General features: G+C 71.6%; 12 protein-coding genes. 6 read left to right on the forward strand and 6 right to left on the reverse strand.

From position 1 onward, the window contains the following. Positions 1 to 41: 41 nt before the first annotated feature. A complete protein-coding gene (locus ACWEN0_RS46505) occupies positions 42 to 1,736 on the reverse strand; it encodes a discoidin domain-containing protein (protein WP_451987986.1) in 1,695 nt (564 codons plus the stop codon). A gap of 482 nt (positions 1,737 to 2,218) precedes the next feature. On the opposite strand from ACWEN0_RS46505, the gene ACWEN0_RS46510 reads away from it, so the two are divergent. Next, positions 2,219 to 4,423, forward strand: coding sequence for a discoidin domain-containing protein (locus ACWEN0_RS46510; RefSeq protein WP_451987988.1), 2,205 nt, complete (start codon positions 2,219 to 2,221; stop codon positions 4,421 to 4,423). Here ACWEN0_RS46510 and ACWEN0_RS46515 read toward each other — a convergent pair. Next, on the reverse strand, positions 4,325 to 5,857 hold the full coding sequence (locus ACWEN0_RS46515; protein WP_451987990.1) for an FAD-dependent monooxygenase: 1,533 nt from the start codon (positions 5,855 to 5,857) through the stop codon (positions 4,325 to 4,327). The genes ACWEN0_RS46510 and ACWEN0_RS46515 overlap by 99 nt on opposite strands. Before the next feature lie 4 nt (positions 5,858 to 5,861). Then, on the reverse strand, positions 5,862 to 6,824 hold the full coding sequence (locus ACWEN0_RS46520) for an MBL fold metallo-hydrolase (RefSeq protein ID WP_451987992.1): 963 nt from the start codon (positions 6,822 to 6,824) through the stop codon (positions 5,862 to 5,864). A gap of 99 nt (positions 6,825 to 6,923) precedes the next feature. Between ACWEN0_RS46520 and ACWEN0_RS46525 the strand changes: the two genes are divergently transcribed. Continuing rightward, on the forward strand, positions 6,924 to 7,457 hold the full coding sequence (locus ACWEN0_RS46525; protein ID WP_451987994.1) for a MarR family winged helix-turn-helix transcriptional regulator: 534 nt from the start codon (positions 6,924 to 6,926) through the stop codon (positions 7,455 to 7,457). Here the strand turns inward: ACWEN0_RS46525 and ACWEN0_RS46530 are convergent. Further along, on the reverse strand, positions 7,454 to 8,059 hold the full coding sequence (locus tag ACWEN0_RS46530) for a GTP cyclohydrolase II (RefSeq protein WP_451987996.1): 606 nt from the start codon (positions 8,057 to 8,059) through the stop codon (positions 7,454 to 7,456). The two genes, ACWEN0_RS46525 and ACWEN0_RS46530, sit on opposite strands and share 4 nt — an antisense overlap. Positions 8,060 to 8,235: 176 nt before the next feature. Here ACWEN0_RS46530 and ACWEN0_RS46535 point away from each other — a divergent pair, with 176 nt between their 5' ends. Then, the gene (locus ACWEN0_RS46535) at positions 8,236 to 8,868 is read left to right on the forward strand and encodes a LysE family translocator (RefSeq protein WP_451987998.1); all 633 of its coding nucleotides are present in this window, start codon (positions 8,236 to 8,238) and stop codon (positions 8,866 to 8,868) included. Positions 8,869 to 8,881: 13 nt separating this feature from the next. Here ACWEN0_RS46535 and ACWEN0_RS46540 read toward each other — a convergent pair whose 3' ends face one another. Next, on the reverse strand, positions 8,882 to 9,940 hold the full coding sequence (locus tag ACWEN0_RS46540) for a cobalamin-independent methionine synthase II family protein (RefSeq protein ID WP_451988000.1): 1,059 nt from the start codon (positions 9,938 to 9,940) through the stop codon (positions 8,882 to 8,884). A 229-nt stretch (positions 9,941 to 10,169) separates the two neighbouring features. Between ACWEN0_RS46540 and ACWEN0_RS46545 the strand changes: the two genes are divergently transcribed. Together ACWEN0_RS46545 and ACWEN0_RS46550 are read left to right on the forward strand one after the other, a co-directional pair. Further along, positions 10,170 to 10,433 carry a DUF3040 domain-containing protein gene (locus ACWEN0_RS46545; protein WP_451988002.1) on the forward strand — a complete coding sequence of 88 codons (264 nt, stop codon included), beginning with the start codon at positions 10,170 to 10,172 and terminating at the stop codon, positions 10,431 to 10,433. A gap of 22 nt (positions 10,434 to 10,455) precedes the next feature. Continuing rightward, a complete protein-coding gene (locus ACWEN0_RS46550; RefSeq protein WP_451988004.1) occupies positions 10,456 to 11,481 on the forward strand; it encodes a DNA polymerase IV in 1,026 nt (341 codons plus the stop codon). Here ACWEN0_RS46550 and ACWEN0_RS46555 read toward each other — a convergent pair. Next, positions 11,478 to 12,125 carry a TetR/AcrR family transcriptional regulator gene (locus ACWEN0_RS46555; protein ID WP_451988006.1) on the reverse strand — a complete coding sequence of 216 codons (648 nt, stop codon included), beginning with the start codon at positions 12,123 to 12,125 and terminating at the stop codon, positions 11,478 to 11,480. The two genes, ACWEN0_RS46550 and ACWEN0_RS46555, sit on opposite strands and share 4 nt — an antisense overlap. 88 nt (positions 12,126 to 12,213) lie before the next feature. On the opposite strand from ACWEN0_RS46555, the gene ACWEN0_RS46560 reads away from it, so the two are divergent. Continuing rightward, entirely contained in the window at positions 12,214 to 13,104 is an 891-nt protein-coding gene (locus ACWEN0_RS46560) for an AurF N-oxygenase family protein (protein WP_451988008.1), read from the forward strand. Positions 13,105 to 13,125 lie beyond the last annotated feature (21 nt).

Consider the following 13,125-nt stretch of genomic DNA (forward strand, 5'->3'; position numbering starts at 1 on the left):
GACGAGCGCGACGGTGACCACCACGCCGAGCGCGAGCCGCCTCACTGGTAGACCCGCACGTAGTCGATCACCATGTCCTGCGGCAGCACGGTCCCGGCACCCGGCGGGCCGGGGAAGTCGCCGCCGATGGCGTTGTTGAGGATCAGGAAGAACGGGTGGTCGTACACCCACGGCCCCCGCGTCGACTCGACGGTGTCGCGGTTGATCGTCTCGAACGCGGTGCCGTCGACGGAGAAGGTCATGTGGTTCGCGTCCCAGTCGAGCCCGAACTTGTGGAAGCCCGCCGAGACGTCCTGGCCGAGATCGAAGGGCGCCCCGATGCCGCCGGCGCCGTTGTACGCGGGCGCGTGGATGGTCGAGTAGGCGAGGTTCGGCGACTTCCCGACGTGCTCCATGATGTCGATCTCGCCGCAGTTGGGCCACGGCGTGCCGCTGAAGAAGTTGGCGCCCAGCAACCAGAACGCGGGCCAGAGCCCCTGCGTGCCGGACACCTTGATGTTCGCCTCGACGTGCCCGTAGGTGAAGCTGAACTTGCCCGCGGTGTTGATCCGGCCGGAGGTGTACTGGCAGGTGCCGCTGCCGCTGACCGGGTCGACCGGGCACGCGCTGCCCGGCGTCGCTTCGCGGCGGACCTGGATGACGAGGTTGCCGTGGCCGTCCTGCTTGGCGTTGTTGTTGTTCGTGTAGTACTCGAGCTCGTTGTTGACGCCGGGGCCGGTCTCGGCGGTCCACTTGCTCGCGTCGGGGGCCGCACCCGCGGCGCCGTTGAACTCGTCACTCCAGACCAGGGTGCCCGGGAAGTGCGGGGCCGGCGGCGCGGGCGGCGGGGTCGTCGGGTTGCCGCCGGTGCCGTAGACGTCGAAGCCCCACAGCGAGTAGCCGTAGCCGTTGGACCGGGCCGTGCCGTACATCCGGACGTACCGGCCGGAGCCGTTGACGGTCAGCGTCTCCTTGAACCCCTTGCCGGTCGTGGTCGAGTAGATCGACGTCCAGTTCACGCCGTCGTTGGACACCTGGATCTGGTACGCGACCGCGTACGCCGGGTCCCACTGGAGAACCACCTGGTGGACGGCCGCGGTGGCGCCGAGGTCGACGCTGATCCAGCCCGGGTCGACCCAGCCGGTGGTCGCGCTGGTCGCCCAGCGCGTCGCCGGGTCGTGGTCGAACGCCTTCGCCGGGACGCAGCCCGGGCAGGCGCCGTCGTCCTGGTACGAGGACGCGCTGCCGGACTTGCCGTAGGAGAGCAGGACGTCGCCGGGCTGCGTGGTGCCGCCTCCGCCGTAGACCTGGAACTCCCAGAGCGAGTAGCCGTACTGCGTCGCGCGCTGGGTGCCGGTGAGCCGGACGTACCGGCCGCTGCCGGCGACGGACAGGGTCTGGGTGCCGCCGGTCGCGGTGGTGGTCGAGTAGAGGGTGCTCCAGGTCGCGCCGTCGGCGGACGCCTGGATCGTGAACGCCTTGGCGTAGGCGGTTTCCCAGTTCAGGACGACCTGGGACAGCTGCTGGGTGGAGCCGAGGTCGACCTGCAGCCACTGCGGGTCGCTGAAGGCGCTGGACCAGCGCGTCCCGGTGTCGCCGTCGACCGCGGCGGACGCCGGGAACGCGACGGACTCGGTCGAGGACGCCGTCACCGGACGGCCTTGCGAGAGCAGGACGGGGGCGGCCTGGGCCACCGGCGCGGTGAAGAGCGCGGCCAGGGTCAGGACGAGGACGGCGAGAACCCGGGTTCTCGGCATGCGGCGTTGCATGGGCACCTCCACGGCGAACCGGCACCGGAGCGGCCTTGCCCCGGCGCGGATCGGCTCACGTGGTCGGCCGCGCGGGTGTGGGTCCCGCTCGGCGGCACGCTCTTAGTTCAGGATATAAATAAAGAGTCGGAAAATGTCAACGACGCTGCGCCGGACGGTCGCGGACCACGCCGCGGACTGGTCCGGGAGAACGAATCCGCGCCGGAACCTTGACTCCGCCGAACCCCGCGGTGTTGACTTCGAGCCGCTGGAACCGGTTCCGTGACCGCCACCCGGACCCGGTTCCCCGTCACACGCACACTTTCGGGCTGACTGGTTCGCACGCCTCGCACCACCCGGTACCGCTCCTCCGGCTCACGGCGCCGGGCGGGTGCCCGGCCGCGGACCCGCCGCACCACCCGAGCCGGCGCGAGCTGTGGGGCTCGCCCGGCCCGCTTCGCACGTCTTCCCCCCGATCAGCAGGCAGGCCGATGAGATCAACGACGTTCTCCCGTTTCCTCGTCCTCGCGACTTCCCTCGTCACCGGGCTGACCACCGCGATGGTGGTCGGCTCCGCACCGGCGCAGGCCGCCGCGTGCGGCACCACCAACCTCGCGCAGGGCCACCCCGCGACCGCGTCCTCGACCGAAAACGGCGGCACTCCCGCGTCCGCCGCGGTCGACGGCAACACCGGGACGCGCTGGTCCAGCGCGTTCAGCGACCCGCAGTGGTTGCAGGTCGACCTGGGTTCCGCCCAGTCGCTCTGCGACGTGGTGCTCACCTGGGAAACCGCTTACGCGAAAGCGTTCACCGTGCAGCTGTCCCCGGACGCGAGCACCTGGACGACGGCGTACTCGACCACCACCGGCACCGGCGGCACGCAGACGGTGTCCCTTTCCGGCACCGCGCGCTACCTGCGCGTCTACGGCACCCAGCGGGCGACCGGCTACGGCTACTCCCTCTGGGAGGTCGCCGTGCACGGCACCGGCGGCGGGACGACCATCCCGCCGACCGACCCGCGCAACCCGGACCTCGGGCCGAACGTGTCGGTGTTCGACCCGTCGACCCCGGCCGCGACGATCCAGAACCGGCTGACGCAGATCGCGGACCAGCAGCACACCAACCAGTTCGGCAACGAGCGCTACGCCGTGCTGTTCAAGCCGGGCAGTTACGACGCCGACGTCAACCTCGGCTTCTACGAGCAGGTCGCGGGTCTGGGCCTGTCCCCCGACGACGTCAACCTCAACGGCCACGTCCGCGTCGAGGCGGACTGGCTGCAGCAGGGCGACAACCCGAACAACAAGGGCAACGCGACGCAGAACTTCTGGCGCTCCGCCGAAAACCTGTCGGTGACCCTGCCGGCGGGCCAGGTCGAACGCTGGGCCGTCGCGCAAGCCGCACCCTACCGCCGGATGCACCTCAAGGGCAGCCAGATCCAGCTGTGGAACGGCGGTGACGGCTGGGCCAGCGGCGGCCTGATCGCCGACAGCAAGATCGACGGCGTCGCGGTTTCCGGTTCGCAGCAGCAGTTCCTGACCCGCAACAGCGAGCTGGGCGGCTGGCAGGGCGGCGTCTGGAACATGGTGTTCGTCGGCTCGACCGGCACACCGGCGCAGTCGTTCCCGAACCCGCCCGAGACGGTCGTCGGCCAGACCCCGGTGATCCGGGAGAAGCCGTTCCTCTACGTCGACGGCTCGGGCAGCTACAACGTGTTCGTCCCGGCCCTGCGGCAGAACTCGCAGGGCACCAGCTGGGGCCACGGCACCCCGGCCGGGCAGTCGATCTCGCTGAGCGAGTTCTACGTCGCGCACCCGTCCGACTCGGCCGCGACGCTCAACGCCGCCCTGGCCGCGGGCAAGAACCTGCTGGTGACGCCGGGTGTCTACCACCTCGACCAGGCGCTGAACGTCACGCGCCCGGACACCGTGGTGCTCGGCCTCGGCCTCGCGACGCTGATGCCCACCAACGGGAACGCGGCCATCACGACGTCCGATGTGGACGGCGTGAAGATCGCGGGCCTGCTGATCGACGCCGGCGCGGTGAACTCGCCGGTGCTCGTGCAGGTCGGCCAGCCGGGCTCGGCCGCCGGCCACGCGGCCGACCCGACGTCGCTGCACGACGTGTTCTTCAGGATCGGCGGCGCGGCCGTCGGGAAGGCCACGCAGACGCTGGTGGTGAACTCGAACAACGTCATCGGCGACCACATGTGGCTGTGGCGCGGCGACCACTCGAACGGCGTCGGCTGGAACGTCAACACCGCGGCGAACGGCCTGGTCGTCAACGGCGCGAACGTGACGATGTACGGCCTGTTCGTCGAGCACTACCAGCAGTACGAGGTGCTCTGGAACGGCAACGGCGGGCGGACGTACTTCTTCCAGAACGAGATGCCGTACGACCCGCCGGACCAGGCGTCCTGGTCCAGCGGGGGCGGCCGGCAGGGCTGGGCGGCGTACAAGGTGGCCGACTCGGTGACCAGCCACGAAGGCTGGGGCCTGGGCAGCTACTGCTTCTTCAACACCAACCCGTCCATTGTGGCCAGTCACTCCTTCGAGGTGCCGAACACCTCCGGGGTCCGGTTCCACGACCTCGTGTCGGTGTCACTCGGCGGCGTGGGCACGATCGCCCGCGTGATCAACGACGCCGGTGACGCCGCGAACACCGGGCACCAGGTCAGCCCGCTGGTCGCCTACCCGTAACACCGCGGCGACGTACGCGTCCGGGCGGACCAGCCAGGCCTCGCCCGGACGCGCACCCAGCGCGCCACCCACCGGGATCCCGGCCGACCGCATCCCGGCCTCGACCCCCGGCGTCGTCAGCAGCAGGAACCCCTGGCGGGCCAGGTCACGCAACCGTCCACTCGCGACGGTCACGTCCGGCAGCAGCACGCCGGGGCCGGGCGGCGGCAAGGCCCCGCGCGGCGGCCGTCCGGCGAACGGGCGGGCCGGGTCCGGGGTCGTCAACGGCGAATCCGCGTACCAGTACGGCTCGGCCAGCCGCCCCGAATCCACCTGCTCGCAGGCGGCCGGGTCGTGCGCCGCGCGCGTGAGGACGTCCAGCCGGCGTTCGCGCTGACCGTCGTCCTGCGGCACCAGGAAGTCCATCGTGGCCGTGGTGACCGCCGCGTTCTCCTCCGCCGCCGCGTGCCGCTCGGTGTGGTAGCTCTCCAGCAGGTCCTCCCCCGCGTCGCCGCGGAGCACCCAGGCCAGCTTCCAGGCCGCGTTTTCCGCGTCGGCCACCCCGGAGTTGAGGCCGCGGGCCCCGAACGGCGCGACGAGGTGCGCGCAGTCGCCGGCCAGCAGCACCCGCCCGACGCGCATCCGTTCGACGAGCCGGGTGTGGAAGCGGTAGACCGAGCGCCAGACGACCTCGTACGGCGCCGGGCCGATGATCGCCCGGATCCGCTTTTCCAGCGCTCCGCCCGATTCCTCGGCCGCCAGGTCGTAGTCCTCCGGGACCTGCCAGTCGATCCGGAACTCCGAGCCCGGGCACGGGTGGATCAGCACCTGGCGGCCCGGGTTCCACGGCGGGTCGAAGTAGAACCGCCGCTCGGCCGCCCAGCCCGGCAGGTCGGCCCGGATGTCGCAGATCAGGAACAGGTCCCGGAAGGACACGCCTCGGAGGTGCTGTCCGAGGGCCCGCCGCACGGTGTCGCCGCGCGCGCCGGCGCACGCGATCGCGTAGTCGGCTTCGATCGTGCGCGGCCCGTTCGCGGTCGCGCACTCGACCACCACCCGGCCGGGCTGGGTCAGCCCGGTGACGCGGTGGCCGCGGCGGACGTCGATCAGCGGCTGCTCGGCGATCAGCTCGTCGAGGACCTCCTCGACGCGTGCCTGCGAGAGGTTGACGAACGGCGGCAGCGCGGACCCGCCGTCGGGCAGCTTCAGCGAGAACAGCTCGGCTTCGCGGTGGAACGTCCGCGCGGTCGTCCAGGTGAGGCCCTCCTCGGCGAGGCGGCCCGCGCCGAGGGAGGCCCAGACGTCCAAAGTGTCCCGTTGCTGGCAGATGGCCTTGGACCCCACGGGGTCGCGCACCTCGTGCTCGTCGACGAGCACCACCGGCACGCCCCAGCGCGCGAGCAGCAGCGCGGCCGTCTGGCCGACCGGGCCGCTGCCGAGGACCGCAACTGTCATCGATCTAGCCCTGCAGCTGGTCCCAGACTTCGCGGTCGCGTTCGGCGGTCCACACCACTGGCCGTTCGATGCCGCCCAGCTCGTCCCACAGCCGCGAGACGTCGAAGGGCAGGCAGTGCTCGAAGATCGGCCACTGCCCGTACTGGCCGGCGAGTGCCGCGTGGGTGCGTTCGAAGGCTTCCTTGAGCGTGCCGCCGGCGTCGCGGACCGCGCCGACCTCGCGGATCATCGTGGCCAGGAAGTGCCGGGTCTGCGCGATGGCGGCGTCGACCGCTCCGGCCCCGCGGCTCACCCCGCCGCGGCCGCCGATCAGCGTCTCCGCCCCGAACGCGCCGACGCGGTCCAAAGTGGACGACGCCCATTCGCGGTGGAACGCGTCACCCGTGTAGAGCGCCGCTTCGGCTTCGACGAGGTCGCCGGCGTAGAGGATCTTCTGGCGCGGCAGCCACGCCACGATGTCGCCTTCGGTGTGGCCGCGCCCGCAGTACTGCAGGACGAGGTCGCCGCGGTCGCCGCCGAGGTCGATGGTGAGGCGGTCGGAGAAGGTCAGCGTCGGCCAGGTCAGACCCGGCACCGAGTCGGCGGCCTTGGCCAGGCGCGGCATCCGGCCGAATTCGCTCTCCCAGTCCTCTTTGCCGCGTTCGGCGACCAGGGCCCGGGTGTTCTCGTGCGCGACGATCACGTCGGCGTCGAAGGCGGACGCGCCGAGCACGCGCACCGCGTGGTAGTGGCTCAGCACCAGGTAGCGCACGGGTTTGTCGGTGTGCTCGCGGAGTTTCTCGAGCCATTCGGCCGCGGCGACCGGCGTGGCCAGCGCTTCGAAGCAGACGAGGAAGTCCTCGCCCTCGATCGCGCCGATGTTGGGGTCGCCTTCGGCGGTGAGCGCGTACACGCCGTCGGCGAGCACTTCGAGGGTTTGCGCTTTCTCCGCCAGGTCGGCCGAAGAGGCGAAGGCTTTCTTCGTCACGGCGAGCGCTCCTTCTGATCGTCAAAGGTTTGACTATCTCGCGGGTCACCCTAGCCCGCCGGGGCGGCGCGCGGAACCCCTTCGCCTAATCTGGGCCGCATGACCGACCGACCGGCCGAAGACCTCGACTACCTCTCGTTCGTCGACTACGCGATCGGGAAGACGAAGGCGGAACTGCCGGACACCGACCCCGTCGCGATGCGCCTCGGGCTCACGCTGCACCGGCTGGCCGGCGCGCTGGTCTACGACTGGGAGTCGACGGTGCACCGCCCGCGCGGCCTGAGCTGGGGCGGCTTCCGGGTGCTGTTCGTGCTGTGGCTCGCGGGCCCGCTCGAGTCCCGGCACGCGGCCCGGCTGGCGGGGATGAGCCGCGCGGCGGTGTCGGCGCTGGTCAAGACCCTGGAGCGGGACGGCCTGGTGACGCGCACCCAGGTGCCCGAAGACCGCCGCGCGGTCCGGCTGACGCTGACGGAAGCGGGCCACACGGCCGTGACGGACGCCTACCAGGCGCACAACACGCGCGAGCGCGCCTGGGCGGCCTCGCTGACGGCGGACGAGCAGACCGTCCTGATCGGACTGCTGGAGAAGCTGACGACGGGCCCCGCCGCGGCGGCGGCCCAGCGGCTGGCCTAGCTGGCCAGCCCCGGCAGGGTGTGCCCGGTCTGCTCGGCCTTGGCCCGCAGGTAGCGGACGTTGTTCTCGGTGGCGAAAACGCCGGTCGGGACCCGGTCGCGCACCACGATCCCGGCGGCTTCGAGCTGCGCCGCCTTGTCCGGGTTGTTGGACAGCAGATCGACCTCGCCGACGCCCAGCGCCTCGAGCATCTGCGCGGCGACGGTGTAGTCGCGCGCGTCCTCGGGCAGGCCGAGCGCGGCGTTGGCGGCGTAGGTGTCGAGGCCGCCGTCCTGCAGGGCGTAGGCGTCGAGCTTGTTGTACAGCCCGATCCCCCGGCCTTCCTGGCGCAGGTAGAGCAGGTAGCCGCCGGTTTCGGAGATCTTCTCGACCGCCTCGGCCAGCTGCGGCCCGCAGTCGCAGCGCGCGGACCCGAAGACGTCCCCGGTCAGGCATTCGGAGTGCGGCCGCACGAGCGGCACGGCACCGGGCGTCCCCAGCACGAAGGCGAGGTGCTCACCGTCGTCGGCGAGACCGCGGAAGGTGACGGCCTCGGCATCGACGGCGACCCCGCCGAGCCGCAGCGGGATCCGCACCCGCGTCCGCACCTCAGCCACCGTCATGCCGTCTCCTGCCCTCCGTCACCGGAATCGACCCTACCGAAGGTGCACATCGGACACCGCCGACCGGGTCGCACGTCACTTGATCGAACACAGCGGGCGCGCGGCTTCTTCCCGGACGCGGGTGTCCGGTGCCTCACGACGGAAAACCGGTGGCGCCCGTCTCGTATCCTCGGGCCATGATCCCCGGTGCCACCGCCGCTTCGTTCCTGCTCGTCGTCGTGCTCGGGGCGATGTCGCCCGGGCCGGACTTCGTCGTCGTGACGCGGACGTCGCTCAGCGGGGGTCGGCGGGCCGGGATCGCCGCCGGGGCCGGGATCGCGCTCGGGGTCTTCGCCTGGGTCGTCGCCATCGCGCTCGGGGTCGCCGCCGTGCTCACCGCGTCCGCCGTCGCCTTCAGCGTCGTGAAGCTCGTCGGGGCCGCCTACCTCGTGTTCCTCGGCGTCAAGGCGTGGCTCGCCGTGCGGCGCTGTGACTACCGGGACCTCGGGGCCGCCCGGGACGCCAAGCCGCTCAAGGCCGGCGCCGCCTTCCGGCAGGGGCTCTTCACCAACCTGCTCAACCCCAAGGTCGCCGTGTACTTCCTGGCGCTGCTCCCCCAGTTCCTGCCCGCCGACGGCTCCACCCTGCAGACGCTCGAGCTGGCCGCCATCGCCACCGTCGGCACGGTGCTGTGGTTCTGCGCGCTCGCCGTCGTGGTCGGCGCGTTGCGGCGGTTCTTCAGCGACGGCCGCGTCCGGCGGGCCCTCGACGCCGTGCTCGGCAGCGTCCTCGTGGCGCTCGGCCTCAAGGTCGCTGCCGAAACGGCGTGAGGGGCCCCGGCCGTCAGAGCTGGTCCGCCGCCAGCCGCGTGCCCTCGACGCGCGCCTTGATCTTGGCGAACGCGATGTCGCGCGACGTCGACGTGTCGTCGGCGAACGGCGAGAACCCGCAGTCGTCGCACGTGCCGAGCCGGTCGGCCGGCAGGTACTTCGCCGCGGTGAGCACGCGGTCGCGGACCTCTTCCGGCGTCTCGACGCGCGGGTCGATCGGGTCGATGACGCCGACGAAGATCCGCTGGTCCGCCTGGAGGTGGTCGGCGATCACCTGCAGGGCGCGGGTCGGCTCGGCCTCGCTCGCGAGCTGGACGTAGAAGGTGCCCGCCTTGAGCTGGAACAGCGTCGGCAGCAGGCCCGCGTAGTCGACATCGAGGCTGTGCACCGAATCCTGGTCACCGCCCGGGCAGGTGTGGACGCCGATCTTCGCGCGCTCCTCGGCCGTGAACCGGTCGAGCACGGCGTTGTTCAGATCGACGAACTGCCGCAGCAGCCCGCCCGACGGGTCGAGCTTCAGCGACAGCCGGCCTTCGGTGAAGTCGATCTGCACACTGGCCGCGCCCGCGTCCAGGCTGCGGCGGATGTCCGCTTCGGCCTCGTCGACGAGGTCGGCGACGAACTGCTCCTGCGAGTAGCCCTCGATGCCGTCGCCCGGGTAGATCAGGGAGATCGCCGACGCGGCGATCACGGCCTGCTTGACCGGTTTGTCCGTGAGGGTTTTCGCGCGCGTCAGATAGGAATCGGCGTGGGTCGCGTAGCGGAACGGGCCCGCCGTGAGGCGCGGCAGCTGCCGGGTGTGCCCGTCGGCGAACGGGATGACGACGCCGTCCGGGGCCAGGGCCTCGAGCCCGGCCAGCGGGTACGTCGCGAAGCTCGGCTTTCCCTGTTCGCCGTCGGTGAGCACCGGCGAGCCGGTCTCCTCGAAGCGCTTGATCGTGTCGGCCAGCGCGCGGCTCTCCAGCTCGGTGAGCGCCGCGGCGTCGATCCGGCCGCCCGCGAACTCGCCGAGCCCCTCGACGAGGTAGTCCGGACGCGGGATGCTGCCGATCGGCTCGGTGGGCAGGGTCATCGAGTCCTCCGCTTTTTGAAGGTCCTGACCGGCCACGTCCCGGCGCGAAGCCGGCCTGACCGGCTCGTGCACGGCGAACCTAGCGTGACCGGGACCGGTCACGGAGCGCGGATCACCCGGTCGGAGCAGCAAAAAGCACGAAATGAGAAGGCGATTGGCGGTTCGCCGGGGGGACTATTGGGTATTCGCTCTGGCGATACGGCGGGTTCGGCGCCGAAGGAGTACCCCGATGCTCAGCCACCACGATCGCACCGAGCTCGAGAAGATCGAGCGGAACCTCGAGCTCAGTGACCCCGACCTGGCCGCCGCGCTGCGCGACGGCAAGCGCCCGAAGTCGCGCGCCCTCCGGAGCGCCCTGCTGATCGGCTTCGACGTCGTCGCCGTGTCTCTCCTGGTCCTCGGCCTGGTCTTGCCCGACCCCGGGGTGACGCTCTGCGGGATCGTCGCCCTGACCGGCACCGTCTGGACCCACGTGGCACGCCACCGCGTCTGACGTTCTGAGGCAGACTGGGCCCGTGAAGTGGGTCCTGCACGTCGACCTCGACCAGTTCATCGCCGCGGTCGAGATCGCCCGCCGCCCGGAGCTGCGCGGGCGGCCCGTCGTGGTCGGCGGCAACGGCGACCCTGCGGAACGCGCCGTCGTGGCGACCGCGTCCTACGAGGCCCGCGAGTTCGGGGTCCAGTCCGGCATGCCGCTGCGGATCGCCGCCAAGCGCTGCCCGGACGCCGTCTTCCTGCCGAGCGACCCGCCGGCCTACCTCGAGGTGTCCGAGCACGTGATGGCCGTGGTGCGGGAGTTCCCGGTCGTGGTGGAGGTGCTCGGCTGGGACGAGGCGTTCGTCGGGGCGGAGGCCGACGACCCGGAGGCCCTGGCGGCCGCGATCAAGGAGGCGGTGGCCCGCGAGACCGGGTTGTCGTGCGCGGTCGGGATCGGGGACAACAAGCTGCGGGCCAAGCTCGCCACCGGGTTCGGCAAGCCGGGCGGGATCTTCCGGCTGACGCAGGCGAACTGGTGGGAGGTCATGGCCGCGCGCCCGACCGACGCGCTGTGGGGCATCGGCGGGAAGACGGCGAAGAAGCTCGCCGAGCTCGGGGTCCACACGGTCCTCGACCTGGCCGGCGCGGACGCGGCGGAGCTCGCGGCGCGGTTCGGCCCCAAGACCGGCCCGTGGCTGCGGCTGCTCGGCGGCGGCATCAGCGACGCGGAGGTCAGCGCGACCCCCTGGGTGGCCCGCTCACGCAGCCGCGAGACGACGTTCCAGCGCGACCTCACGGACCCCGCGGAGATGGCGGCCGAGGTGTCGGCACTCGCGAAGCGCGTCTCGCAGGACGTGCTCGACGAAGGCCGCCCGGCGGCGCGGGTCGCGGTCAAGGTCCGGTTCGTGCCGTTCCTGACCCACACCCACAGCATCACCTTGCCGGCGCCGACGTCGGACGCCGACGAGATCGACCGGGCCGCGCAGGAGGTGCTCGGCATGTTCGAGCTGACCCGCGCGGTGCGGCTGCTGGGCGTGCGGGCCGAATTCTCGCGCGAAGACTAGAGCCCGTCGGGCAGCGGCAACGGCCGGTCGGGGTCCAGCTTCACCCCGCCCGCGCGCAGCGTGTGGTCCAGCATCGCCCAGATCGACCCGCTGAGCTGCGCGGTCAGCTGCTCGAGGCTGAGCGTGCCCGGGTGGTCGAGCCAGCGGGTCGTCGCCGATTCGACGTAGCCGACCAGGCCGAACGCGACGGTGTCGGCCGGGGCCGGGTCGAGCCCGAACGCCGTCAGGTAGCCCGAGAACAGCCGGCTCAGGTGGCGGGCGATCGTGCCGCGGACGTCCGTCGGGCCCGGCGCCGCGCGGGCCAGGTAGCGGTGCAGGTGGACGTGCTCGGTCAGCCAGCGCAGGTGGGTCGAGATCACGGTCGAGATCATCTCGTTCGGCGAGCCCGAGGGGTGCCAGAGCGGCTGGAGCTCGGCGGTGACCAGCTCGGCCGCGCGCCCGGCGATCGCCCGCTGGAGGTCGGCCGCGTCGTCGAAGTGCTTGTAGAGACGGGTGCGCGCGACGCCGGCGCGTTCGGCGATCTGCTCGGTCGAGACGTCCGGGCCGTGCTCGGCGATCGCCGCCAGCGCCGCGTCGACGAACTCCGCGCGGCGCCGTTCCTGCTGGCCCGCCCAGCGCGTCGCCCGTCCGTCGACCTTGGTCACCCCGGAAGCCTACTCAAGACCCGTGCGCGGGTGTACGCTCGCCGCAAGTAACTAGTACACCGCGTACCCCCTACTTTCGGAGGTCGCCATGGGCGTCGAAGCCCAGGACCGGGACGTCACCGCGGCTCGCCTGCTCAAAAGCTCCGCGAAGAACTCCTACGACCCGTACGTCGACATCGACTGGGCCGCGCCGCTCGCCGACGGCAAGGCGTACATGCCGCTGGAGCGCGTCTCCCTCCACGGCACCGACCTCTGGGCGCGGCTGACGCCCGAGCAGCGGATCGAGCTGTCCAAGCACGAGATCGCCAGCATCATGAGCGTCGGCCTGTGGTTCGAGATCGTCCTGATGCAGCTGCTCGCCCGCTACGTCTTCGACCTCGACGCGCGCACCGAACACGCCCAGTACGCCATGACGGAGATCGGCGACGAGACGCGCCACTCCGTGATGTTCGCCCGCACCGCCGAACGCCTCGGCGTGCCGCGCTACGGCGTCCCGAAGGTCGTGCACCGCGCCGCGAAGGTGTTCGGCGCGACGGCCGCCGGGCCGTCGATGTTCGCCAGCGTGCTGGTCGCCGAGGAGACCACCGACCGGCTGCAGCGTTCGATGATGGACGACGACGGCATCCAGCCGCTGATCCGCTCGGTCAACCGCATCCACGTGGTCGAGGAGGCCCGGCACGTCCGGTTCGCCAAGGAGGAGGTGCTGCGGGAGACGCCGAAGCTGTCGAAGGCGGCCCTGCAGCGGCACCGGGTGCGGACCGCGCTCGTCGCGTTCGGCGTCATCGACAGCATGATCGACCCGCGGGTGTACCGCAGCGTCGGGATCGACCCGCGCGAAGGCCGGGCCGCGGCGCTGGCCAACCCGCACTTCCACGAGACCCGGCGCTGGATGGCCGAGAAGATCGTGCCGTTCCTGCGCGAAGCGGGACTGATCGGCGGACGCTCCGAAGCCATCTGGCGGCGCGCGCACCTCGTCTGAGCCACTGACGGCCTAAATCCC

This window comes from Amycolatopsis sp. NPDC004378, from assembly GCF_053602455.1.

Bases quoted from the DNA above. Each gene is read 5' to 3' on its own strand.
- ACWEN0_RS46505 (WP_451987986.1), bottom strand. From the start codon at position 1,736: ATGCCGAGAACCCGGGTTCTCGCCGTCCTCGTCCTGACCCTGGCCGCG.
- ACWEN0_RS46510 (WP_451987988.1), top strand. From the start codon at position 2,219: ATGAGATCAACGACGTTCTCCCGTTTCCTCGTCCTCGCGACTTCCCTC.
- ACWEN0_RS46515 (WP_451987990.1), bottom strand. From the start codon at position 5,857: ATGACAGTTGCGGTCCTCGGCAGCGGCCCGGTCGGCCAGACGGCCGCG.
- ACWEN0_RS46525 (WP_451987994.1), top strand. From the start codon at position 6,924: ATGACCGACCGACCGGCCGAAGACCTCGACTACCTCTCGTTCGTCGAC.
- ACWEN0_RS46530 (WP_451987996.1), bottom strand. From the start codon at position 8,059: ATGACGGTGGCTGAGGTGCGGACGCGGGTGCGGATCCCGCTGCGGCTC.
- ACWEN0_RS46535 (WP_451987998.1), top strand. From the start codon at position 8,236: ATGATCCCCGGTGCCACCGCCGCTTCGTTCCTGCTCGTCGTCGTGCTC.
- ACWEN0_RS46540 (WP_451988000.1), bottom strand. From the start codon at position 9,940: ATGACCCTGCCCACCGAGCCGATCGGCAGCATCCCGCGTCCGGACTAC.
- ACWEN0_RS46545 (WP_451988002.1), top strand. From the start codon at position 10,170: ATGCTCAGCCACCACGATCGCACCGAGCTCGAGAAGATCGAGCGGAAC.
- ACWEN0_RS46560 (WP_451988008.1), top strand. From the start codon at position 12,214: ATGGGCGTCGAAGCCCAGGACCGGGACGTCACCGCGGCTCGCCTGCTC.